The 22,530-nt window shown below is 58.8% G+C and carries 20 protein-coding genes; 9 read left to right on the top strand and 11 right to left on the bottom strand.

The features are described from left to right. Nucleotides 1-672: 672 nt before the first annotated feature. Nucleotides 673-1,002: a helix-turn-helix domain-containing protein gene (locus AC1DOG_RS10460; protein ID WP_477927814.1), complete on the bottom strand. Its 330-nt coding sequence runs from the start codon at nt 1,000-1,002 to the stop codon at nt 673-675. Nucleotides 1,003-1,158: 156 nt separating this feature from the next. On the opposite strand from AC1DOG_RS10460, the gene AC1DOG_RS10465 reads away from it, so the two are divergent. The 6 genes from AC1DOG_RS10465 (at nt 1,159) to AC1DOG_RS10490 (ending at nt 5,094) form a co-directional block, all read left to right on the top strand. Next, nucleotides 1,159-1,464, top strand: a complete 306-nt coding sequence (locus tag AC1DOG_RS10465) for a hypothetical protein (RefSeq protein ID WP_477927816.1) — start codon at nt 1,159-1,161, stop codon at nt 1,462-1,464. After that, entirely contained in the window at nt 1,461-1,772 is a 312-nt protein-coding gene (locus tag AC1DOG_RS10470; protein WP_477927817.1) for a hypothetical protein, read from the top strand. Before AC1DOG_RS10465 ends, AC1DOG_RS10470 begins: the two co-directional genes overlap by 4 nt. A gap of 50 nt (nt 1,773-1,822) precedes the next feature. Next, nucleotides 1,823-3,631 (top strand): AAA family ATPase, encoded by a 1,809-nt coding sequence (locus tag AC1DOG_RS10475; protein ID WP_477927819.1) that lies wholly within the window; start codon nt 1,823-1,825, stop codon nt 3,629-3,631. Between the two features lie 133 nt (nt 3,632-3,764). Further along, a complete protein-coding gene (locus tag AC1DOG_RS10480; RefSeq protein WP_477927821.1) occupies nt 3,765-4,028 on the top strand; it encodes a hypothetical protein in 264 nt (87 codons plus the stop codon). Nucleotides 4,029-4,448: 420 nt separating this feature from the next. Beyond that, nucleotides 4,449-4,709, top strand: coding sequence for a hypothetical protein (locus tag AC1DOG_RS10485; protein ID WP_477927823.1), 261 nt, complete (start codon nt 4,449-4,451; stop codon nt 4,707-4,709). A gap of 160 nt (nt 4,710-4,869) precedes the next feature. Beyond that, nucleotides 4,870-5,094 carry a hypothetical protein gene (locus tag AC1DOG_RS10490; RefSeq protein WP_477927825.1) on the top strand — a complete coding sequence of 75 codons (225 nt, stop codon included), beginning with the start codon at nt 4,870-4,872 and terminating at the stop codon, nt 5,092-5,094. Nucleotides 5,095-5,183: 89 nt separating this feature from the next. Here AC1DOG_RS10490 and AC1DOG_RS10495 read toward each other — a convergent pair whose 3' ends face one another. The 8 genes from AC1DOG_RS10495 to AC1DOG_RS10530 form a co-directional block, all read right to left on the bottom strand. Next, entirely contained in the window at nt 5,184-6,494 is a 1,311-nt protein-coding gene (locus tag AC1DOG_RS10495) for an alkyl sulfatase dimerization domain-containing protein (protein ID WP_477927827.1), read from the bottom strand. A 96-nt stretch (nt 6,495-6,590) separates the two neighbouring features. Next, complete coding sequence (locus AC1DOG_RS10500) at nt 6,591-7,013, bottom strand: organic hydroperoxide resistance protein (RefSeq protein ID WP_477928155.1); 423 nt, start codon at nt 7,011-7,013, stop codon at nt 6,591-6,593. Nucleotides 7,014-7,088: 75 nt separating this feature from the next. Further along, nucleotides 7,089-7,739 carry a cysteine hydrolase family protein gene (locus AC1DOG_RS10505; RefSeq protein WP_477927829.1) on the bottom strand — a complete coding sequence of 217 codons (651 nt, stop codon included), beginning with the start codon at nt 7,737-7,739 and terminating at the stop codon, nt 7,089-7,091. 18 nt (nt 7,740-7,757) lie between these two features. Further along, nucleotides 7,758-8,303 (bottom strand): hypothetical protein, encoded by a 546-nt coding sequence (locus AC1DOG_RS10510; protein WP_477927831.1) that lies wholly within the window; start codon nt 8,301-8,303, stop codon nt 7,758-7,760. Between the two features lie 67 nt (nt 8,304-8,370). Further along, nucleotides 8,371-9,669, bottom strand: a complete 1,299-nt coding sequence (locus tag AC1DOG_RS10515) for an epoxide hydrolase family protein (RefSeq protein WP_477927833.1) — start codon at nt 9,667-9,669, stop codon at nt 8,371-8,373. Nucleotides 9,670-9,854: 185 nt separating this feature from the next. Next, a complete protein-coding gene (locus tag AC1DOG_RS10520; RefSeq protein ID WP_477927835.1) occupies nt 9,855-12,857 on the bottom strand; it encodes a PAS domain S-box protein in 3,003 nt (1,000 codons plus the stop codon). 138 nt (nt 12,858-12,995) lie between these two features. Beyond that, nucleotides 12,996-13,370 (bottom strand): response regulator, encoded by a 375-nt coding sequence (locus tag AC1DOG_RS10525; RefSeq protein ID WP_477927837.1) that lies wholly within the window; start codon nt 13,368-13,370, stop codon nt 12,996-12,998. Further along, nucleotides 13,367-16,015, bottom strand: a complete 2,649-nt coding sequence (locus AC1DOG_RS10530; RefSeq protein WP_477927839.1) for a PAS domain-containing protein — start codon at nt 16,013-16,015, stop codon at nt 13,367-13,369. Before AC1DOG_RS10530 ends, AC1DOG_RS10525 begins: the two co-directional genes overlap by 4 nt. A 479-nt stretch (nt 16,016-16,494) precedes the next feature. On the opposite strand from AC1DOG_RS10530, the gene AC1DOG_RS10535 reads away from it, so the two are divergent. From AC1DOG_RS10535 to AC1DOG_RS10545, 3 genes are all read left to right on the top strand, one after another. Continuing rightward, the gene (locus AC1DOG_RS10535; RefSeq protein ID WP_477927841.1) at nt 16,495-17,427 is read left to right on the top strand and encodes a LysR family transcriptional regulator; all 933 of its coding nucleotides are present in this window, start codon (nt 16,495-16,497) and stop codon (nt 17,425-17,427) included. Nucleotides 17,428-17,993: 566 nt separating this feature from the next. Further along, on the top strand, nt 17,994-19,022 hold the full coding sequence (locus tag AC1DOG_RS10540; RefSeq protein ID WP_477928157.1) for a D-cysteine desulfhydrase family protein: 1,029 nt from the start codon (nt 17,994-17,996) through the stop codon (nt 19,020-19,022). 50 nt (nt 19,023-19,072) lie between these two features. Further along, entirely contained in the window at nt 19,073-19,666 is a 594-nt protein-coding gene (locus AC1DOG_RS10545) for an NADPH-dependent FMN reductase (RefSeq protein WP_477927843.1), read from the top strand. Between the two features lie 73 nt (nt 19,667-19,739). On the opposite strand, the gene AC1DOG_RS10550 is transcribed toward AC1DOG_RS10545, so the two are convergent. Both AC1DOG_RS10550 and AC1DOG_RS10555 read right to left on the bottom strand, forming a co-directional pair. Then, nucleotides 19,740-21,269, bottom strand: coding sequence for an aldehyde dehydrogenase (NADP(+)) (locus AC1DOG_RS10550; protein WP_477927845.1), 1,530 nt, complete (start codon nt 21,267-21,269; stop codon nt 19,740-19,742). A 259-nt stretch (nt 21,270-21,528) separates the two neighbouring features. Then, a complete protein-coding gene (locus AC1DOG_RS10555) occupies nt 21,529-22,512 on the bottom strand; it encodes an enoyl-CoA hydratase/isomerase family protein (protein WP_477927847.1) in 984 nt (327 codons plus the stop codon). Nucleotides 22,513-22,530: the final 18 nt, after the last annotated feature.

Consider the following 22,530-nt stretch of genomic DNA (forward strand, 5'->3'; position numbering starts at 1 on the left):
AACAAACAAGTCGGGCGTTAGCCCGTCAATTTTTCCATTTTTTGTCTTCCGTATGATACATCCGAAGCGGTGGCCCGCTGGTTTTCGGGTTAATTGCTTTCGCATTTGGGCAGCAAGCCGCAAAATGTACGCTGGTGTTCGCCTGACATCGTCGCGAGGCTGATGGTTCAACCGGTCCTTTCAATCGGCGCGAGAAACAGGGCCCTTTTGCCTCATAGGCGGTCGATGAGAAACTGCCGGGTTTCCTCCCGTTCCTCACGGGCGTCAATTCGTCTGATTGTCGTCGGAAGGAGATCTGCCTCGCTGCCCCGTCTCGGGACAGCACTTCTTCTTCTCTGAGACCTGATCGCGGTTCGTTCCCGCGGAGGCATCAAACCGGTCGAAGCCTTAACTGATGTTGTCCGTCCTGATACGCCGCAAGCGACACAAGAAGAGCGATGTTATCGGCAATCGAAATCCCCATTTCTCTGGAGGCGTTGATATCAGTCGTTGTCATTGCAGAATGTTAGTTACGGACAAGATGTATGCTGGCTTTGCCAGCATTTCTGTTCCAACAAATCGTCGCGATTGTTCAAAGCGGATCTGGTTCAGCCAAGTGAGACCAAGCTGTAATGGTCGTTCTTTTCGCCGACAATAAGCCCACATCATTCCATCGTCGGGTGATTATCCCGTCTATCCGGTAGTCTCTTTCCCCTCGTCAGAAGGCTTCTTCCGTCGCGAGGGAGGGATATCGCCCAGGCTATTTAGCTGTGTCGAACCGCGCTTGACGTTCACATTGAACACGCCCCATCCGCTATCGCCGCTTGGCGGCACAAATTCGATGCCCTGCTTCTCATAGAAGGATTTAAGGCTGGCGAAGAGGTACCGGGAAACTCCCTTGTCGCCCCGCTCTGCCCGCTGGATTGCCTTCCTAGAAGTACCGGAAATGACCTCGACGTCGTCCTGGCTTAGGCCAAGGAATTCACGCGCGATGCGCAAAAGTATCGGAGGGAACTCATCCATAAGGATTCATAAGCATGGATCTGTGGGTCGATCAAAAAATTTCGGAAACAATTGTTGACGTCCAACAGAAATGACGTCCAATGGACGCCAACGGAGTCGAAAAGACTCCGCGGGAGTTTGCGAATCCTTTCAATTTGAATCGAGGACATCCGAATCATGGACATCCGCATAACAAGTGAAATGCCTCGCCTACGGAAACTGATCACGGATCTCGAGCGGCTGGAGGCGGGTGACGCCTCTGCACCTGCCCTCATGTCTGTTCCTGTTCTTGATCAGTGGAGCCGTGCCCAGCGGCAAGTGAACTGCCTCGATGGTGAGGTCGAAGGCCATCTGTACCTTCCCGACGGCAGGATCGTTACCAGCGAAATCTACGCACACGTTCATGCTGACGACGAACACTTTGTTCGTACCCTCGACGGTTGGTATCGGCTGGGTACTGAGAAGAAGGGCGAACTGCCATGAGCGACACGTTGAAGATCCACTTCATCGAAGACATCGCCCGGCTGAAACGCCTTACCGCCGATCTGGACAATCTGGCAGCAGGGTTGATCACTGCTCCAGGACTTATGGCCAGCCCAGTCTTGAACCAATGGATTCCAAACTTTTGCCAAGTGAGCTGCGCTGAGGGCACTGTTGAAGGGCATCCTGCTCATCAGGATGGAGCTCGCATCACGACCAGTCAGCTCTTCGCGATCGTCCGTGACGATGACGAATCCTTTATCCGAACGCTAAACGGCTGGTACCGGCTGGGTTCGGAGGCGATACGATGAGGCACCGGATCACAGCGGCGGCCTTCCGCGAAATCCGAAAGAGACCAGGCGTGCTACTCGCTACCTGTGCCCTGCGGCGCGCCGTCCGTCATACGCCTCAGTTTCGCGAGAATGCGCCCGGCTTGGTCGTGGTGATCGTCGAGAAAGAATGGATACGTCGTTTCGAGCGTGCAGCCGAGCTACTCATATCCGGGCAACACAGAGCGTTTTTTCGCGCGGACACCACAAGGCATCAAGTCGTGATCTTCGAAACAGGATCGAGGCTACAGCCAGACGTCGATGTTCTTCGCGCGAACGCACAGACGATCGTGATTGCTGACAGCCACCGCGCGCTTCCGCGCAACGTGAAGCTGGCGGCTGACGCGGTTCTTACAGTGGACAAGCCGACGGCTCGGCACATACTTGCGGTCCGAGAGCTAACTGGCAGACCAAGGATTGCTGTGGAGGTTGCTCAACGGTTGGTCGACGAGGATTGGGCCACAATCGACGCCCTGCTGTGCCGCCAATCGCTGGATGGCGTAAACTTCGACGACCTAGGGCAAACCCAGGATTCAGAGCCCCCGGTGCGAGTTTCCAAACTTAGCCAGTTGCCTGGGCTGGCCGCTGTTCGAAGCTGGGCGTCGGACCTCGCCGTCGATCTTGGAGCCTGGAAGGAGGGGGCGCTCGCCTGGTCGAATGTCGACCGCGCGGCGTTGCTGATCGGACCTCCCGGCACCGGGAAGACCATGTGCGCCGGCTCTCTCGCCGCTGAACTCGAGATGCCTTTGGTAGCGACGTCTGCGGGCCAATGGCAATCGAGCGGCAGCGGACATCTGGGGGACATGCTCCGCGCGATGCGCCGATCCTTCGAAGAAGCACGATCTAAGCCAAGTGCCGTTTTCTTCATCGACGAACTGGACTCGATCGGTAATCGAGCGAACCGAAGCAACAGCGTCTTCTATGAGACGCAAGTCATGAACACATTCCTCGAGCTCTGCAGCGTTTCTGCGGGGTGGCCAGGATTCATCTTGCTCGGCGCTACCAACCGCGTAGGGGACATTGATCCGGCAGTTCTTCGTGCCGGCCGGTTCGAGCACCACATCGTCATCGATCCACCGACACCGGCGGAGCGCGCCGCAATCCTGTCTCATCACCTCCAAGGATTCCCGGCTGATCGTCTTCAGCGGTTTACCGACGATCTCGACGATCCCACGCCTGCAGATCTCGAGCTCCTGTCGCGAGCGATCAAAAGACTCGCACGCAAGGAGCGACGGCAGATCGATCTGGTGGATGTCGAAAAGTGCATGCCGGCGCGGGTGCCGCTTTCCGCGGAAATGCTCCAGCGAGTGGCGACGCATGAGATCGGGCACGCCATTGTTGCGCTCAACTCCGGCTGGGCGGACCGGGTCGATGTCAGGTTATCCGAAACGCTTATCGAGAAAGACGGCGTCCAGTCGGCGGGGCGCGCCGAGTACGCCACCAAGGATTCGATTGCGCCTACGGAGGAGAATCTGCGAGCGCAGATCCGGATAAAACTCGCTGGTCTTGCTGCAGAAGAAGTGGCGCTTGGCGGTCGGTCAATTGGGGGCGCGTCGTTCACCGGGTCCGACCTCGATGTCGCAACTGGCATCGCGAAGAGGATGGTCGCATCGTTCGGCATGGGCGACGTGCCGCGCTTTTATGCCAGTGCGGCCACCGTGGGTTCTGAATTTCCGCTACCACCAAGGCTGTCGAGAGAAGTTGATCGAATTCTTCAGACGGAGTTCGAAAATGCGAAGATCATACTGAAGCAAGATCAGGCGCGCCTGACGACTCTATCGGTCGCCCTTGTCGCCAAGCGGAGACTTTCTGTTGGATCCGCGGACATGGACAGTGTTTAGCGCGAGGTCCTTCCAATGGCATGGCGTTCGATGACGCATCGCTCTCCGCGGCTGCAACAAATCGGAATTGTTAGCCAACGCGAGTAAGTCACGCCGAGGCTAGTCGGCGATCAGTTCTCAGAAAGGATGCACTATGAGGAAATCCAACTCCATGTGGGTTCTGATGCCGGTGAGAATCCGGAAGGACATCTTTCGGGATGTGCAAAGCCTCTCTAGGCTCACAGCAAAGTCCAAAGCGCATATCATCCGGCGGGCCGTTGAAACCTATATGCTCTACGAGGGGGCAGATATGTTTGAGGAAATCAGAAATCGAGAGCGAGCTGCCGGCGGCCGGGCTGTGGATGTGAGTGACATCACCAGACACCTTGAGGAGATAATCGTTCGCTTTGACGACTGATTGCCGGAGGATCCTATGTTGCCGCCCATTCAAGCACCCGCACGACAACGAATGATCCCGACCATCGTATTCCATTGGCAGCGAACCTATAGCCAAGCTGCCCAGATTCAGGCGGTGCTCGACGGTCGCGAACCGACAATTGACGATATGATCGCCGATGGTCGCCGGCAACCAATCTACCGTTTCTCCGCGTTCGCAGTCCCAGTACCCTCTGTTCAAAGGCGTCACAGGTTTTGTCGGCTGATCGAGACAGCAGGCTTCCGGAAAGACAAAAAATCAGCGATCCTGGATCGCTCCGATCGAAGGTGAGGGTCCGGCAGCGGCACTCAAGGCCGCACTGGATGAGGCGAAAGTCTCAGCCGTGCATTACTACGATATCCTGGTTACATTTATCGTCAGCGTCAACCTGGATGGGCTGCTATGAAAACACTCGTCATCCAATGGGAATCCTTCAACGGTGGCGAAGTCTACATGGCCCACTTCCCGGAGCCGTTCCCGATGGATCACTCCGAGTATCAAGCATTCGCAGCCGTTTTCTCCGCTTGGGAGCGACGCCAATGGCAAGGATTTGGCGAGGTCAAGGTTGATGATCGAAGAGGGCCAGCCGACCTGATCCATGCCTTGCGTCGGCTCGGGTATCAGATCGTCAACCGCGGACCGGTTCCGCCCGGTCTTGACTGAATCTTTGCTCATGAGATTTGGAGGGCGTCCGCTGCGACCGCTTTTTTACCGTCGACGCGATCCGCCGTTGCCAGTGACTGACGAAGTAGTAACGGAGCGAGTGTTGCTGCCGACGGTTTCTCTTGTCACCATTGGGTGTGGATAGCGAGGGATGACTTGGATGACGGATACGGTGTCGGGTTGCGTGACAGCGGAAGCAGATCAAGGACTCGATCGCGAGGCAGTGTCGCGGTTCCGCGGCATGCTTGAAGCGAAGAGGAGGGGCACGACCATGGAAGACCTGAGTTCGGAAAAATTGTTTCAGTTGGCTGAGGCAATCGTCGCCATCATTCAAAATCGAAAAAACCATCGCGTGGAATCCTCGAGTTCATGCTGCGCTAGCTGAGAACCAGCAGCCGAAGGGTGGCCCAGACGCTGGTTCGAATGGTGGCCTAGGCTACTATCCTTGCGCCTGTAGACTTCCTGTAGAGCTGTTTAGTCAAGAATTCCTAAGGCATTTGCTACAGTCAAAAAATAGTTGCGGGCAGTGGCGTTCATCTGACGCTCTCCCAGGGCGCGCAGCGCTCGAGTTTTCACGTTCGTTGCCGCGCCGTTCTCCGGATCGATAGCGAGCAGATAGTCGGCTTGTTCGGTTGCCCATTGATACTCACCAGCCTCAAGTGCCTTTTCGGCGCCTTCCAGCATTTTCGGACAGCCGCCGATCATCTCGATGAGCTTTTCCGCCCGCTCCTTGTTGGTCAGCGGAAAAATGTGAGTCGGGTTTCCATCGAACCAGCCCGCATTCTGCGAATATATGCCACGGACAGACCACGCGACARTACCGTAGAACTCCTGCAGGTATGGATGTTGCGCAAGCTTTTCCGGCAACTTGACTTCCTCAACCAGTTCTTCTGGTGTCTTGCCATTTCCGATGCCCTCCATCGTCTTGTCGTAGACGAACTTGATGCCGTCCCGGTAGGCCGTGAGTGCATCCTTAGCTTCGGTGGCGCTTTCGATCGTGCCCATATGGCCGGGCACGATGAAATCCGGGTTGAGGGAAAGCAGCTTGTCCAGACTCGCAATCCACTTCTCGACCGGGCGCGTCGGCAAGCCGCGTAGCGGCGCGATATTCGGGAATGTCTTCAGCAAGACGTCGCCCGCGATGAGCACCTTTCGATCGGGGAGCCAAATTGAAATATTCTCGTCGGCCTCGCCCGGCGTGAAGATCAGATGGAGCGGGACACCTGCGAGGACGAGGTGTTCCTCGTCGCCATCAAACGTGTTTGTCGGCGGTAAGAACCCCTCGCGGGTATGGGGCGTCACCCTGCCGTACTCCAACTGCGTTCCGGCGTTGATAAAGTCCGCGTCGGGTAGGCGCATACCGAAAGCATCGCCGCCATCACGCTGACCCCGACCCATGCCGGCCGTCGTCATCATCAGAAGCTTGTGGCTATAGATGGCAGGCTTTTCATCGCCCGCAAACACGGACGCGCCTCCGGTATGGTCGGGGTGGTTATGAGTGTAGATGATTGCCTTTACCGGATGGATCATGCGCTCCCCGAACGCCTGCATGATAGCCTTCGCATCCACAGGGTTCGCAGAGGTGTCCACGATGATTGAGCCGCCCTGGCCCTGGATCAGGGTAACGTTGCTCGCCGAGTAGCCAATGGCGGCAAATACGCCCTCGGTAACCTCAATGATCCTCTTCCGAAACTCCTCGGAATGGGCGACCAGCTTCTCTCGATCGGAGTGTTGGTCTCCGGCGAGGGCGGGAGCCGCTGCGCCGAGTGTCGATACGGTGGGCATAGCAACTTCCGTCTTCCGATTGAACCATTCGTGCACCCTACTCAAAAACGAGTTGCGTTGGATAGGTCCCTTTCCTGTAGCGGGGCGACTCCAGCATCAGGCAAGCGTGAATGTGACCCCAATGTTTCCGCGCGTCGCTTTCGAGTAAGGGCAGATCTGATGTGCTTCATCGACGAGCTGCTGCGCGACTTCGCGATCGACGCCCGGTATTCCAACTGCGAAACGAGCTGTCAGCGAATAGCCGCTCGTCGGGGAGAGATTGAGGTCCACCTCTGCATCGATCGTCACTTCGCCGGAGAGCTTGATGTGCTTCTTCTGCACAAGGATTCCAATGGCACTCTCGAAGCATGCAGACCATCCGGCGGCGAACAGTTGCTCGGGGTTAGTGCCAGGCTTGGCGGTCCCGGGAACGCCAAGCTTTAGGTCGAGCTGGCCATCTGAACTGCGCGCAACGCCGTGCTCGCGGCCGCCGCTGGTGTGGGTCTTTGCCGTGTAGAGGACTTTAGACTTCTGATCCATCATGAGCTCCTTGGTGCAGGATGGGAAAAGGCCGTCCGGCGCTCATCGCCGGAGGGGCTTGCCGATGCGAGTGGACTATTCGGCCGCGACAGCGGTGCGACGGGCGGACGAGATTGCCTTCAGGATCTCTTCCGTCGTCACGATGGCGCTGGCGTAGTTCGGCATGTTGATTTCCAGGGCCGCATGCATCATCTCGTTGGAATAGTCGGCGACAGCGTCCTTTACCACGGTGACATCGTAGCCGAGTTCGGCCGCGTACCTGACGGTCGCCTCGATACAGGTATGGGCAATCAGGCCGATGACGATTACCCGGTGGATGCCCTGCCGCTTTAGATGATTGTCGAGGTCGGTGTTGGCGAAACCGCTCGAGCACCAATGCTCCTGTGCGACGGTCTCGCCGGCAACGGGCACGAACTCGGCTCGGAACTCGCCACCCCAGGTTCCGTACTCGAAGCTTCTGCGCTTCCATGCCCGTGTCTGAATGGGAGTGATATACTTCCAATTTTCGTAGTCACCTTCGCGCAGACGGTGATGCATTGCAAAGAAGACCCTGATTTTGGCGGCTCGGGCGGCCTTGAGTATCTGCTCCATGTGCGGGACGCAGTTGTTCGCCTCTGCGACTGCCTGGATGTGCGGCCAGATTTTCCCGCCCTCGCTGATGAAGTCGTTGTACGGGTCGACCACCAGCAGACCGGTGATATCGGGATCGTAGGATAAGTCGCTCATGTTGGCTCTCCTGCCGTTTTACGCAGCTTTTGACGACTGCTGGCCGCGTAGGGCGAAGCGTTCGATGCTTGCCGCGAAGAGCGGGGTCTCTCCCTTGTTGTGGGCGATCGACATCGGCTGGCGCTGCGTCCGGAAGATTTCGAAAGGAATGCCCTGGCGGTCGAGTCCAGCCAGCATCTCGTCGGTTGCGAAGGATTGCACGCGGTTGGTGAATTCGCATCGATCCTTGCCGAGCGCCTTGACGCTGAGCTCCCACGTCACGTGAATGACGACCCGTCCGGTCGGCGTGAAGACGTCGGAATCCGAGTCAAGAATAAGGTGGGTCTTCTCGCCCAGCGTCTCGTGGTAATGCTGGACCATCAGGCTGCCGCCGATGGTCTCGACGTTAATAGACATGCGGGTGCCGTCCGGCGCCGTGGTGAACCCGGCGGCGATATGAGCGGGCGAGCAGCCCTGATATTCCTTCTCCGGCAGCGAGAAGCACCAGGATGGAATGTCGATCTTCTCGATCGGCGCATTGATGATCGCTGTGAAGCTGGAATCGACGATCTGGTTGTCACGCATTTTCATTCTCCTTGATTGGGCACGACTAAGCGGTGGGTTTGGCGCAGTATGACCGCGCCGGGCGACGTCAGATCTGGTCGCGCAGCGGCTTGAAGGAGGCGCGCAATTCCGCAGTGAACAGCTCCGGCTGCTCCCAGGCGGCGAAATGCCCGCCTTTTGGCGGTCGGCCGTAATGGATGAGCTTCGGATAGGCCTTTTCGGCCCAGCTCTGCGGCGCCTGGTAGATCTCGTCCGGAAAGGCGCTGACAGCGACCGGGATCTTGATGTCGCGCGGATCGAAGAATCCGCCGGAAGGGAAATGGGCATTGTCCCAATAGAGGCGCGCCGACGAGATCGCCGTGTTCGTCAGCCAGTAGAGGGTGACGTTGTCGAGCACGTCGTCTGGGGTCAGCCCTTCCTTCTCGCCGTCGAAGGAGCGGGCGATCATCCGGTAGCTGCGGATATCATGGTCGAGCATCCAGGAGGCGAGCCCGATCGGTGAATCCACGATGCCGTAAAGCGTCTGTGGCCGGTTGTTCATCTCGATCGCATAGCCGAGGCCGTTCTTGTAGAAATCGTCGAGCTGTTCGTAGGCGCGCTTTTCATCGGCCGAGAGATCGGCCGGGGTCGGCGCACCTGACGACAGAAGCTTGGCGATATCGGCCGGTACTGTAGCCGCCATGTTCGTGTGAATGCCGAGAAGGCCGGCGGGCTCCTGCACCGCCATGAGTTCGGTGACGGCGTTGCCCCAGTCGCCGCCCTGGGCGACGTATTTCGTATAGCCGAGGCGCTGCATCAGCACGGCCCAGGCCTTTGCGATGCGGGGTGGGTTCCATCCCGCCTGCCGGGGCTTGCCCGAAAAGCCGTAGCCCGGAAGCGATGGAATGACCACGTGGAAGGCATCGGCCTCGCTGCCGCCGTAAGACGTAGGATCTGTCAGCGGCTTGATGATCTTTAATTGCTCGATGATAGACCCAGGCCAGCCATGGGTGATGATGATCGGCAGCGCGTTTTCATGCTTCGACTTGATGTGGATGAAATGGATATCGAGCCCGTCGATTTCGCTGATGAATTGCGGAAAAGAATTCAGCCGAGCTTCGACCTTTCGCCAGTCATGGCTCTTCCAATGCTTGGCGAGCTTCTTGATCGTGTCGAGCCGGACACCCTGGCTATCGTCAGGGACGTTTTCCTCGTCCGGCCACCGGGTCGCAGCAACGCGACGATGAAGATCCGCGAGCTGTTCCTCGGTTGCGCTGAACTTGAACGGCTTCAAGTCGGACGTCGCGGTCGTGGCCGCGAATGCGTCCGGGATCATACTCATAGCACTCGCGGACGCAGCGACCGCAAGCAGTGTTCGACGGGTGACCGTTGGCTGTATATGGGACATGGCGTCCTCCTTGCGTGTTCGCCTTGCTTCTACGAGGAGGAGGGTCACATCAAAGGAGCGCTGCAACTATTGCACCAAGGTATGGCCGATACCTTGGTATTAGAGGGACGTCTCGGCTAGATCGCCATGCCGCTGTCGCTAGTGAACTCTCAACAGCGATCGGAACCGCGCGCGATGCCAGTTCATCAACGCGAGGCTGCCGTGATGCTTGCCTTCTCCGTCGACGGCATGGAGAAGTGCATTGTGACGCCCGGCCCCTGGTTGGGTTCAGCCCAAAGCCGTCCGCCATGACTCTCGATGATGGAACGACAGACTGAAAGACCGATCCCCATCCCGTCGTTCTTCGTGGTGTAGAACGCCTCGAAAATCCGCGACCCTCCGTCCGGGGGGAAACCAATTCCATTGTCGCTGACCGCGACGCTTATCTGTCCGTCACCGTCAAGGTCGGTTCGGATCTCGACAAGTTTCAGACGATCCTTGACCCCGGAAACTGCGTCGATGGCGTTCCGAAGTAAATTGTTGATCACTTGCTGAAGTTGAACGCGGTCGCCGTTGACCCGAGGGAGGGCGTTGGCGAAGGACGTTCGAACCGCGACGCTGTTGCGTCTCTGGTCTCCAGCCGAGAGTGCGATCACCTCGCTCACCGCGTCGTTGATATCGATGTCTTCGAATTCGATACTGCGCTTGCTGAATAGCGCCCGCAGTCTGGCGATGACTTCGGTCGCTCGATTGCCATCCCTTATCGTCCGGCGCGCTGTTTCAAGGGCCGTTTCGACGTTGGGTGGATCCGCTGAAAGCATTCGCAGACAGGCGTTTGCATTTGTAATGATGCCCGACAAGGGCTGGTTGACCTCATGTGCGATCGCCGCCGACATCTGCCCGAGGCTGAGGATACCCGTAACCCGCGCCAGTTCAGATCGCAGTCGATCACCCGCCTCTTCCGCAAGCCGCCTGTGCGTGACGTCCTGGATTGCTCCGAGCAACTCGCGATGCCCGTCCTGGTGGTCGATAGCATGACTTATCACTCTAACATGTTTGATGTTGCCGTCCCGGTCCAGCAGCCGGAGTTCATAGTCCAGATTGCCTTTGCCTTCACGAACCGCTGTCATCTTCTCAGCAAGAAAATCGAGATCGTCGGGGTGGATCCTTTCCCGTATCCGATCGAGTGTGACCTGCTCATCCTCGGTGAACCCGTATATGCGACGCCATTCCTCAGAAAGCGTCAATTTGCCAGTTTGGACATTCCAGGAGAACGTCCCGGTGTTGCTAACTCGCTGGCCGGCCGCGAGGAACGCCTGACTCCGACGCAGTTCTTCTTCTGCTTGCTTTCGGTCGTGGATATCGGTGAGCAGGCCATACCAGCGAACGATTTTACCAGCCGCATCTCGGAGAGGCTGTCCCCGAACCTGGAACCAGCGAAAAACGCCATCGTGACGGCGGTAACGGCTCTCGTAGTCGTAGGGCTCGCCGCTTTTGAGGGAACCCATGAACGTGTCGATGTTGACTTGTACGTCGTCGGGGTGGGTTATTCCATTTGTGGACCAATCCTGCACCTGGTCCAGCGAGATTCCGAAATAGGTAAGTAGCTGCTGATTGCTTCCGTCGAGCGTTCCATCGGGCTGCGACAGTATGATCATGCCGGGAACCATATTGACGATATGGCGGAATTCCCTCTCGCTGTTCTCCAGAGCCACCTCTGCGCGCTTGCGATCATCGATGTCGTTCAGAAGGAAGTACCATCGCACCACGGCTCCTTCGTGGTCGCGCTCTGGGGTTCCCCGGACCTGGAACCAGCGATAAACACCGTCGTGCCGCCGAAGCCTTTCCACGACTTCGTAGGATTGGGCGGAGGCGACCGCCTCCGCGAATCTAGCGACACCCCGCTCGCGGTCGTCTGGATGGATGATGTCATTGGTCTGCCACTTCCGAAATTCCGATAGATCATAGCCGACATAACGCAACGCCTGATCGTTGACATCTTCGATCGCTCCATCGGGACCGATCACAACGATCAGCCCAGGAATAGAGTTGACGATCAACTGCAGCTCGATCTGGCTCTCGCGCAACGCCTCGACGGCTTTGCGTCGATCGTCGATATCGGTCAGCAGGCCATACCAGCGGACGATCCTGCCATGATCTTCTCTGACCGGGTGGCCGCGGACCTGGAACCATCGGAATTCGCCGTCATGGCGACGGAAGCGCGTTTCAAAATCATAAGGCTCCCCCGTTCGAAGCGACGTCGCGAATGTCTCGACACAATACTGCAGATCGTCGGGGTGGGTGATGCCGTTGGTAGCCCAATTCGCGACTTCCTCGAGCGGCAGTCGAAAGTAGTCGAGAAGCTGTCGATTGGCACCGTCCAACCGACCGTCGGGCGTGAAGAGCGCGACCATCCCGGCTATGGTGCCGACAATCAGGCGGGATTCCTGTTCGCTGTTGGCAAGGGCAACCTCGGCACGTTTTCGATCATCGATGTCGATCAGCAGATGGAGCCAGCGCTGGATGTCGCCCGCCTCGTTCCGAAGCGGTAGGCCCAGCACATTGTGCCAGCGATAGACGCCGTCGGTCCGCAGATGGCGGCTCTCGACGTTGTATGATGTCCCCGCCATGTGAGCGGCGAGTTGGGCTTCGATCGTTTCGTTCAAGTCATCCGGGTGGACGACCTCCGATGACTTCCAACTCTTTAGTTCGGAGAGACCCAGCCCGAAATACGAAAGGGTCAACTGGTTCAGGCCTTCGACTTCCCCAGTAGGAGTAGTCACGGCAACGGGTATTGGAATGCTATCGACGACAAGCTGGAAGTCGAGTGCGGCCTGTGATCTCTCCCGCTCTTGGACAACGGCTTCAACGTCGGTGGCGACCCCGCACCACTTCACAACTTCACCGGGGCTCTCTTCAAGAGGCGCCCACTGGATGAGGAAATGGCGAAATTCGCCGAGAGCATTTCGCAGGCGTGCCCGGACAGTTCCGTCTTTCTCTGCGGACCTGACGCTCTGCAGGTGAGCGGCAAGCGCTCCAAGATCCGCCGGGTGCACCACATCCTCCCAGCGCCAAGCCTCGTCCGACGCCAATCGGAGTCCCGTGAACTCTACCCAGCTCCGGTTGACAAAATGGACTTGGCCGTCCGCCAGCATGGTCCAGACCATGCCGGGCAGCGCATCGAAGAATTGGCAGACATCAATCCCCATCGCCCACCCAAGCCCTTGTTTTCGGCGGATAGCCTACAATATCAAGCCGTTGACGGCTACCGCCCGGCAGTTGACTTTTAACGTTGCGACATGGGCCGGATTGCCTTCCTTCCAAAGCGCGCGACACGAACTTCGCTATCAATCCAGCAATGACGAGCGCCGCAGAGCATCCTGGAGGTCCTCGCCGCTAAAGGGCTTGAACAGACAGTCCCACGCCCCAGCTCGCATCAGCCTAGACCGCACGTTCTCATCCTTGATCGCCGTTATGAAAATGATCGAGATTTGCCGTCCTCTTCGACCAAGTTCCTGCTGCAGCTCCGGCCCCGTCATACCAGGCATCGCCACATCCAGGATCATGCCGTCGCTCGTCTCTGACGCCTTGGAATTCAGAAACACCTCAGCAGACGCGAAAGCGTCCACGGATAAACCGAACGAGCGGAGAAGATCCGGGAGGGCTTCGCGGACGGATTCGTCGYCATCGACGACCGAGACATGCCTTTTGCTGTTCGTCATAAATACCTCTGTGTGTCGCTTGTCGTTGGTACCTCTGACGGTCCTGCGCGTTCCTGATCGCCGCTCGAAGACGTCGGGACCGAAAATCCTACTGTCACACCGTGGTCTGCGTTTGGTTCGGCCCACAGTCGTCCGTTATGGTTCTCGACGATCGAACGGATGACAGAGAGGCCGATGCCCATGCCGTCGGGCTTCGTAGTGTAGAAGGCATCGAAGATACGGTCGATTCCCTGGGGATCAAATCCTACGCCTGTATCCTCGATTAAAAGGCGGATCTCTCCGCCGCTTGCCTCTGTCTTCAGACGGATTCGTCTCGGTCGGTCTTCTACCGCCAACAGCGCCTCGATTGAATTCCGGAGAAGATTCATGACAACTTGCTGAAGCTGCACGCGAGCGCCGGCCGCGCGCGGCAGATCGTTGGCTAAGTCGGTCGTCAAGGACGTTTTCGAGTGCTGCAGATCGCTCGACATCAAGGCAATGACTTCGCCAGCAATCTCATTGATGTCGATTGCCTCAAGCGGGGGCGGTTTCCGGCTGAACAGCTCCCAAAGGCGGGCAATCACGTCGGCGGCGCGGTTCGCGTCGCGGATCATCCGGCGGGCTGTGTCCTTGGCCACATTGATGTTTGGGGGGTCTCCAGTCAGAACTCGCAGGCACGTGCTTGCGTTGGTGACTATTCCGGCAAGCGGCTGGTTGACCTCGTGGGCAATCGATGCGGTTAAAACGCCGAGGCTGGTGACGCGGGTCACGTAGGATAGCTCCGAACGCGCCTGATTCAGTGCTTCTTCTGCCTTGCGGCCCTCCGTAACGTCCTGCACGGCACCAATCAGCTCCTGTTCGCCATCCTTGTTCCGCTCGCTGTGCGCGAGAACACGGACGTATTTCACCGATCGGTCTGGAGTGACTAGAGTTATGTCATAGTCGAAATCGCCGTCTCCTTCGTTAGCTTTATCGATTACCTGCCCGACCGCCGCCTGACTGTCGGGATCCAGCCGAGAAAGGACCACGTCGAGCGTCACCTGCGTCGCTGGATCGACTTCAAATATGCGATAGGTTTCCGCCGACCAGGTGACTTGGCTCGTACCAAGATTCATCAGGAAGCTTCCGGTCTTGCTGAGTCGCTGGGCGTCCGCGAGAAACGCCTCGCTTCGGCGCAGCTTCTCCTCTGCCCGCTTTCGGTCATCGATGTCGGTCAATAGACCGTACCACCGGATTATCTTGCCATCGGCGTCGCGCAGGGGAAGCCCTCTGAGCTGAAACCATCGCCAGGTGCCGTCGTGACGGAGAAACCGGGTCTCGTAATCGTAGGGTTCTCCCGTGGCGATGGAACCCATAAAGCTATCGATGCATGTCTGCAGATCGTCGGGGTGTGTGATTCCGTTGCTCGACCAGTCATTCAACTCCGAGAGCGGACGCTCGAAATAGTCGAGGATCTGCTGGTTGCCGTCGATCAACTGGGCGTCCGGCGAGAAGATCGCAATCATGCCCGCAATGCCGTCGACGATCAGGCGGGACTCGCGCTCTCGCTCGGCCAGCGCTCGCTCGGCGCGCTTCCGGTCTTCGATATCGATGTGGGTTCCGTACCACTTGACGATCTTTCCATCATCGTCAAGGAGCGGGGTCGCGCGAAACAAAAACCACCGATAGCCCCCATTGGATCCGCGCATTCTTGCTTCGAAGTCTGCGGGAGTTCCCGATGCAAGGCAGGCGTTCCAGGACTCCGCTAGATGACTGGCATCCTCCGGATGAACGACGGATGTCCAACCGGAGCCTTCTGCCTGTTCGGCGGTGAAGCCTGCATAGTCCAGCCATCTGTCGTTCACGAAGTCGCAGTAGCCATCGGGAAGACTGGTCCACACGGTGAGAGGCATCGCGTTGACAATTTTCCGAAGCTCCAGTTCGTTAGATCGGAGGGCATCCTCGGCCCTTCGCCGATCATCGACATCTATGTGGAGCGCGTACCACCGGGCGATGCCGCCGTTCTCGTCCGCGAGGGGATAGCCAACGATCTGAAACCATCGGTATTCGCCGTCAGCGCGCCGGAGTCGCACCTCGGCTTCGTAGGCCGTTCCGGTGCCGACAGCGCGTTTGACTGCTTCTGTCAGCCCCGGCATGTCATCTGGATGGACGACATCGCTGCTACCCCACTGTCGCAGTTCTTCGAGCGTCCGGCCGTAATATTGGAGGAGATGTCCGTTGATCGTATCCACGTTGCCGTTCGCATCGAGGACTCCGATACCCGCGGGAATGCTCTCCAGTATTACCTGGGTCTCATCCTTCGTGCCGGAGCATTGAGGCTGGAGCCTGGAGCCGCACCATTCAGTCGCCACACCATACCACTTCACCACTCGGTCGTTCTCGACCATGGGGTTGCATCGAACATGGAGGCCGCGAGATCCGGTCGCGGGATGCCTGATCGGAAAGTGTATTTCAAACGGATCGTGTCCACAAAGGAACGAGTTCCAGCGCCCTGCGAGGATTTCCGAACCGTCGGCAGACGTGGCGAATTGCCAAGCCGTAGCCGCCGCGGTGAGGCCGAGAAAGTCGATCAGAACACTGTTCATGAAATCGATGCGGCCGTCCGGGAGGGCAGTAAAGATCATTCCCGGCAATGTCTCCAGAACCCGAGCGAGTTCCACTTCCATACCTATCCTTTCCAGGGACCGTTCCCTGGAGGGCATCCTCCGATCTAATAAACTTTCCGTATATTGTCCTATAGTATCGGTCGGCGCTGGCGTAGGCGGTGGCGTGCAAGCGTGCCGATTGATGGCCGGCGTGGCCAGGTCGCTGCTCACACGTGTTGCCGTCGACGCGGGTGTTCAAGCTCCTCGAGAGCCGCACGCACATTTGGATTGCGCTTCAGAACTGCCCGTGATGCGACCGTTTGCTATGGAACGGCTTAGTGAACGTCATGCTGCCCGCTCAAAGAAAGCCACACTCCGTTCTGGCGCATCTCTTCCGGTGATGGCAGCGATAGCCACCGAAGTTGGCTCGCGTCAGCGCGATCCCGTCCATCTATGTTCTAAACGGAGCGTTGTTCGGCCGGGACGCTGAGTCGGAGATCGAGGATATTGCGTCGCGACGCATGCTGTGAAGATATTCGCTCAGCGAGAAGGAGTCGGTCATGGATCGCATTGATGCAATGAAGGTCTTCGTCACGGCCGTCGAGGAAGGAAGCCTGGCTGGTGCCGCCCGAAGGCTGAAGCGATCCCCGACAGCGATCAGCCGGGCCCTGGCATTGCTCGAGCAGCATGTCGGCGTCGAATTGCTTCACCGCACGACGCGGAGCCTGAAGCTCAGCGAAGCGGGCCAGCGCTACGTGGAAGCCTGCCGGAGGGTCCTGGTCGACCTTGAGGAGGCTGACCTGATCGCCGGAGCAGAACGATCCTCACCGCGGGGAATCATCACCGTCTCCGCGCCGCCCATTCTCGGCGAGGAGGTGCTGCGGCCGATTGTTGACAGCTTTCTCCGTGAGCACCCCAGCGTTTCTATTCGCCTCCTGATGCTCGATCGCTTCGTCAATCTCGTCGACGAGGGCGTGGACGTGGCGTTGCGGATAGGCAATCTCGCAGACTCGACGCACATTTCCATTCGTATCGGCGGCGACGTCCGGCGCGTCGTGGTGGCCGCTCCGGGCTATCTGGAAAGACATGCTTCGATTCAAGAACCGTCCGATCTTCCCAAGCACGATCTCATCACGTTTACGAATTTCGGGCTGGATTCCTGGGCCTTCGCACCAGCCAAGGGGTCATCCATTCCCAGAACCATCCATTTCTCGCCGCGCTATCTCGTCAATAGTGTCCGGGCGGCTGCGGCATCGGCTGCTGAGGGGATGGGCGTGACGAGGCTGTACTCTTACCATGTCGCCGAATATGTCCGCGACGGGCGGCTAGAGATCCTGCTCCGGGACGATGAACCGCCGCCGCTGCCGGTCCATATTCTCACGCCTCAGGGGCGTGCCGCAGTTCCTAAAGTTCGGGCATTCCTCGACTTCGCAGCTCAGCGTCTACGTTCGGAACTGGGACGCATCGCGGCTGAAGCCGGAAGTCTCAAGTGATTATGCCGAGTCACGGTTGATTGTCTGCAGCAAGGCGACTGTTCTTATGAGCCTTAATTGCGGCTAGAAAAATTGGCGGACAGAGGATGTCCGGAGCGGCTTGTTTTTGAGAGCTCCGGGCCAGAAAGCTCATTGAGCAGCTACTCAGAATACGAGCCAGGCTAGTTGTCGTCCGGCTCACCGCCGTCGCGCGTCTAATGGACACCGAGCGCCGCGGTGCCCCCGGGAAGGCGGCTGGGAGATCACCGGCGGACGTGAACGCGGCGGCTTTCGCATCCACTCGTTCGGGAAGTTGGGATATGAGTTCCTGGGACAGCCGTCCGCCCAGTGTGCTGTCCATCAAGCGGAGAGACTTTGGTGTCGCCGATACCATCRCACAATATCATCGGCGCTATTAACGGGCGATCCATTGAAGCATTCGACTTTGTTCAATCCCAAGGCAGGTCGTCACGTCTGCGGGAGGCCGACATTCCAGCGCGGCGATATCGAACTCCAGCGCAGGCGCCGGCATAAGCAAGCTACGTTGCCAACGCCCAGAACCGAATCACTGAAATTGGAACATGAAAATGCTCGACCTCGATCTACTAAGCCAGTTCCCGCGCGTCCGGCTGATGCAGGGACCTACGCCGATCCAGCGCTTGAGCCGACTTGAGCAGGTGCTTGGTAGTCGGCAAAAAGGCGTCGCCATCTGGGTGAAACGAGACGACCTGATGGAGTTGGGCGGCGGTGGCAACAAGCTTCGAAAGCTTGAGTTTCTGCTTGGGCAGGCGATCGCGGACGGCTGTGACACCGTGATCGCAACAGGCGGAGTGCAGTCGAACTTCGCCCGACTGGCTGCCGCAGCCTGCGCGAGGATCGGACTCGCGTGTGAGATCGTTCTTGCCCAAATGGTGCCCCGCAAGACGGAGATGTATCAAGCCAATGGCAATGTCCTCCTCGACCGACTGTTTGGTGCGCGCGTTCATATTTTGGAAGTGGGAGACGATGCGGGCGCATTCGCTCTCCGTCGGGCTTCTGAGGTTGCCGCATCCGGAGGAAAGGCCTTTGTAGGCACGCTCGGCGGTTCGACTCCGGTCGGGGCTCTCGGATATGTCGACTGCGCGTTTGAAATTGCGGCGCAGTCGAGGGAAATGGATACCGTGTTCCAGCAGATCGTCGTCCCCAATGGCAGCGGCGGCATGCACGCCGGGCTCGTGGCGGGGGCGGCTGTAGGCGGGCAAGATCTTTCCCGAGTAAGAGCATACACCGTTCTGGCGTCAGAGGACGCATGCGTCGCCGCGACCGCAGACAAGGTCAATGCGGTCTTCGAGCTCCTCGGCAAGGATGACCGCGTTAAAGCGGCAGACCTGACGATCAGCGACACGCAGCTTGGTGGCGGCTATGGCATGCCTACCTCCGATATGGTCGAAGCGGTCAGGACCGTTGGTCGCTCAGAAGGCCTGCTCATCGATCCCGTCTACGGAGGCAAAGCCTTCGCCGGAATGCTTTCCGACATAGAAACCGAAGTCATCGCGCCAGGTTCGAACGTCCTGTTCGTCATGACGGGAGGTTCCCCTGGGCTCTATGCGTACTCAGACGCCCTGAACAGCAACTGATCCTTATTCAGAGGGTCATCAACTTCAACTCGACCAAAGTGAGGAATACCATGGCTACGAAACCAACGATCGCCATCATCATCGGCTCCACGCGCCCGAGGCGCTTTGCCGACAAGCCAGCCCAGTGGATATTGAAGCAAGCGCAAGCCCGCAACGACATCGTTGTCGAGGTGGTCGATCTTCGCGATTATCCCTTGCCGTTCTTCGACGAGGTTGCTTCCAACGCGTGGGCGCCTAGCCAGAATGCCGAAGCTGTCCGCTGGCAGCAGACCGTTGGGCGCTACGACGGCTACATCTTCGTCGTCGCCGAATACAACCGCTCCATCACCGGGGTGCTGAAAAATGCCCTCGACCAGTCCTACGTGGAGTGGGCTCGGAAGCCGTTCACCGCCATTGCTTACGGCTCTGCTGGTGGTTCGCGTGCGCTCGAGCATCTGCGTGGGATCGGCGTCGAGTTGCAGATGGTTTCGACCCATGCAGCCGTCCATATCGGCGGCAGCGATTTCTTCACTGTTTTCCCGATGGGTGGCAACAAGCCGATCGAGGAGATCGAGGCCAATCTCCTGCCGTCGGCGACGACTGCGCTCGACGAGCTCGTCTGGTGGGCTAAGGCGACGATGGCCGCCAAGGCGGCAGAGGTCTGATCCCGATAATTCCTTGTCGTGGGGGCAGTTGCCGCCCCCCACGACATTGTTCTTTTTAAGCGGTCACGGCCGCCTAGAGTTTCTTGAGCGGCGCTGGAAGAAGGTCTACCGGAAAGTCCTGGTAGGAAACCGGCCGCAAGAACCGGAAGATCGCCAATGTACCGACGGAGGTCGATCTCCCGTCCGACGTGGCCGGATAAGGGCCGCCATGTACCATTGCCGGTGAAACCTCGACGCCCGTTCCGAAACTATTGACGAGAAGGCGGCCTGCAAGAAGCTCCAACTGCGGGATCATCGGCGAGGCGAGCGGAATGTCGCCGGCGTCGACATGCAGGGCGATGGTCAACTGGCCTTCCAAGGATTCGACGACTTTTTGCAGGTCTGCTTCATCCCGGCAGCGTACGATCAGACCGGAGGCGCCGAAGACCTCTTCCTGAAGCTCGGGCTCCGCGAGAAACGCCGCAGCCTTTGTTTCGAAGAGGGCGGCCGCAGCCTGGTAGTCCGATCCGTCTTTTCCCGCGGCGACCTGGGACACTGAGGAAGAGGCCGCCAGCCGGGCAACGCCCTCGCGATAGGCCTCGCATATGCCGCCGGTGAGCATGGTTTGAGCTTGAGATCCTGCAAGCGCTGCAGCGGCGCTTTCGATGAAGGCATCGAGACCCGCATCGTCGATCGCGATGATCAGACCCGGATTGGTGCAGAACTGACCAGCGCCGAGGGTCAGCGAGGATGCGAAAGTTTTTCCGATCTCGGCTCCCCGGCTCCGAAGTGCATTCGGATAAAGGATGACCGGGTTGATGCTACTCATCTCGGCGTAGACAGGTATCGGCTGCTTCCGCTCCGATGCAATCTTCATCAGCGCGGTCCCCCCGCGACGCGAGCCGGTGAAGCCCACGGCGCGTATCCGATGATCAGCGACCAGGGCCTGGCCCACCTCGAATCCTGCGTCGAACAGAAGCGCGAAGGTTCCCGACGGAAGACCGCATGCCGCGACGGCGTCGGCGACGGCTTTGCCAACCAGCGCAGACGTTCCGGGATGGGCGGAGTGCGCCTTTACGACAACCGGACAGCCGGCGGCGAGGGCGGATGCGGTGTCGCCTCCGGCGACAGAGAAGGCGAGGGGGAAGTTCGATGCTCCAAACACAGCAACCGGTCCGAGGGCGACATTGCGCAGCCGAAGGTCTGGTTTCGCGACCGGCTTGCGGTCAGCGTCGGCCGGATCGAAACGGAGTTCCCGGAAACTGCCCTCGCGCACCTCTGTTGCGAACAGGCGAAGCTGCCCGACCGTTCGGGCGCGCTCTCCTTCGATGCGTCCAGGCGGCAGGCCCGTCTCGTCGATCGCGCGCAGGACGAGTTCGTCGCCAAGTGCAAGTATTCCTTCGGCAATAGCTTCAAGGAAACGCGCCCGATCCTCGAGCGAGGTCTCCTTGTAGACCGCGAAGGCTTCCCAGGCCAAAGCCGTGGCCTTCTCCACCTGCTCTTTCGTCGCGCCCGCGAAGCGCGGCTCCATAGGTGTGCCGTTGGCGGGATTGATTGCAGAGAAAGCCGCAGCCGCGCCGCGCACGTTCGCGCCGCCTATAAGAAGGTCGCCGGAGAGTGTCATCGTGGATCCTTTCGAAATGCGAAGCCTTGACCGTGACCGCACGCGGGATCGGAGGATCGACATAACCGTCAACGGATGGCTGTCGAACTCACATAGGCGTCGATAAAGGGCATGCCAACCCTCACGGCGCAAAAAAGTAATACTTTTCATGGGGCGAAAAAACGGCGTGCGTTTGAACGCCCGCCGGATTTCAGTAAGGTCTCGGAAAGTTGCGCCTCTTTCGTGAATGTGCCGAGCCTCTGCGCGAGGATTGCCTCGTCTACTTGTCGGCCAGAGACTGGGTGTAGTGTCCGAGCCGGGCTTCGACGTCCGGATCCTTCTGCAGGCCCATGTCCAGGAGGCGACCGATATTCTTCTGAGCCACCGGACGCTGGACCGACGTAATGAACGCATCCCAGCCTGCCGCGATCTCAGGGTCGCTCGGGAGACTCGCAAAATCGACCAGGCGCTTGGTGTCCGCGATCGCCTGGCGATCGAAGCCGGAGATCCGGGTCGCAAGGGCATCGACGAACGGATCGAGCTTGTCATCGTCGAACGAACGGTTGACGTAGCCGTACTTCTCCGCGAGATCGCCGTTAATGTCGTCGGACCCGAGGAGCACTTCCAGCGCGCGGCCGCGTCCCATCAACCGTGGAAGCCGTGCCATAGGTCCGCCGCCGGGAACGAGGGCCGCGCCGACTTCCCATTGGGACAGGATCGCCTTCTGGCGGCTTGCGAAACGCATGTCGCTGGCGAGGGCAAGTTCGCTGCCGACCCCAGTCGCACGCCCTCGGATCAGGGCGATTGAGACCACTGGAGACTTGCTGATGCGTACCAGCATATCGGGGAGGGGATGGAGACCTGTCGGTCCCGAGGGAAGGCTGGTGGACTCGGCAAGGGGTGGCGTGAAGTTGTAGTGGGTGAGAAAGAACCCGGGAACCGAGCTGTCGAACACCACGACCCTGAGATCAGGATCCGTCTCGATCTCAGCGACCACCTTTTCCATCTGAGGGATCGTCTCCGGTCCAAAGATGTTGAACGGTGGATTGGCGAAGGTGACGCGCCAGTAGGAGGCCGTCCGCTTCTCGACCTTAATCAGCGCCTGCTGGCCTGGGTCTGCTCTGACTTCCGGCGAACCGGCTTGTCCTGCGACTTTTGTCTGACCGGAAAACGCGAGAGCCGGCAGCATAAGAAGGGCTGCGGCGGTGAGGAACTTCGAGGACATGGCGACTGCTCTTGTCAGTTTTGGTGATCTTGCTTTCATGATTGCCTCCATCTTGGA

Source organism: Rhizobium sp. 01N48 (genome assembly GCF_056399145.1).

Excerpts from the sequence above, each read along its gene's own strand:
- AC1DOG_RS10500 (WP_477928155.1), bottom strand. The coding sequence starts at position 7,013 with ATGGATCAGAAGTCTAAAGTCCTCTACACGGCAAAGACCCACACCAGC.
- AC1DOG_RS10535 (WP_477927841.1), top strand. The coding sequence starts at position 16,495 with ATGGATCGCATTGATGCAATGAAGGTCTTCGTCACGGCCGTCGAGGAA.
- AC1DOG_RS10460 (WP_477927814.1), bottom strand. The coding sequence starts at position 1,002 with ATGGATGAGTTCCCTCCGATACTTTTGCGCATCGCGCGTGAATTCCTT.
- AC1DOG_RS10505 (WP_477927829.1), bottom strand. The coding sequence starts at position 7,739 with ATGAGCGACTTATCCTACGATCCCGATATCACCGGTCTGCTGGTGGTC.
- AC1DOG_RS10470 (WP_477927817.1), top strand. The coding sequence starts at position 1,461 with ATGAGCGACACGTTGAAGATCCACTTCATCGAAGACATCGCCCGGCTG.
- AC1DOG_RS10515 (WP_477927833.1), bottom strand. The coding sequence starts at position 9,669 with ATGTCCCATATACAGCCAACGGTCACCCGTCGAACACTGCTTGCGGTC.
- AC1DOG_RS10550 (WP_477927845.1), bottom strand. The coding sequence starts at position 21,269 with ATGACACTCTCCGGCGACCTTCTTATAGGCGGCGCGAACGTGCGCGGC.
- AC1DOG_RS10510 (WP_477927831.1), bottom strand. The coding sequence starts at position 8,303 with ATGCGTGACAACCAGATCGTCGATTCCAGCTTCACAGCGATCATCAAT.
- AC1DOG_RS10540 (WP_477928157.1), top strand. The coding sequence starts at position 17,994 with ATGCTCGACCTCGATCTACTAAGCCAGTTCCCGCGCGTCCGGCTGATG.
- AC1DOG_RS10530 (WP_477927839.1), bottom strand. The coding sequence starts at position 16,015 with ATGGAAGTGGAACTCGCTCGGGTTCTGGAGACATTGCCGGGAATGATC.
- AC1DOG_RS10520 (WP_477927835.1), bottom strand. The coding sequence starts at position 12,857 with ATGGGGATTGATGTCTGCCAATTCTTCGATGCGCTGCCCGGCATGGTC.
- AC1DOG_RS10555 (WP_477927847.1), bottom strand. The coding sequence starts at position 22,512 with ATGAAAGCAAGATCACCAAAACTGACAAGAGCAGTCGCCATGTCCTCG.
- AC1DOG_RS10465 (WP_477927816.1), top strand. The coding sequence starts at position 1,159 with ATGGACATCCGCATAACAAGTGAAATGCCTCGCCTACGGAAACTGATC.
- AC1DOG_RS10485 (WP_477927823.1), top strand. The coding sequence starts at position 4,449 with ATGAAAACACTCGTCATCCAATGGGAATCCTTCAACGGTGGCGAAGTC.
- AC1DOG_RS10545 (WP_477927843.1), top strand. The coding sequence starts at position 19,073 with ATGGCTACGAAACCAACGATCGCCATCATCATCGGCTCCACGCGCCCG.
- AC1DOG_RS10490 (WP_477927825.1), top strand. The coding sequence starts at position 4,870 with ATGACGGATACGGTGTCGGGTTGCGTGACAGCGGAAGCAGATCAAGGA.
- AC1DOG_RS10480 (WP_477927821.1), top strand. The coding sequence starts at position 3,765 with ATGAGGAAATCCAACTCCATGTGGGTTCTGATGCCGGTGAGAATCCGG.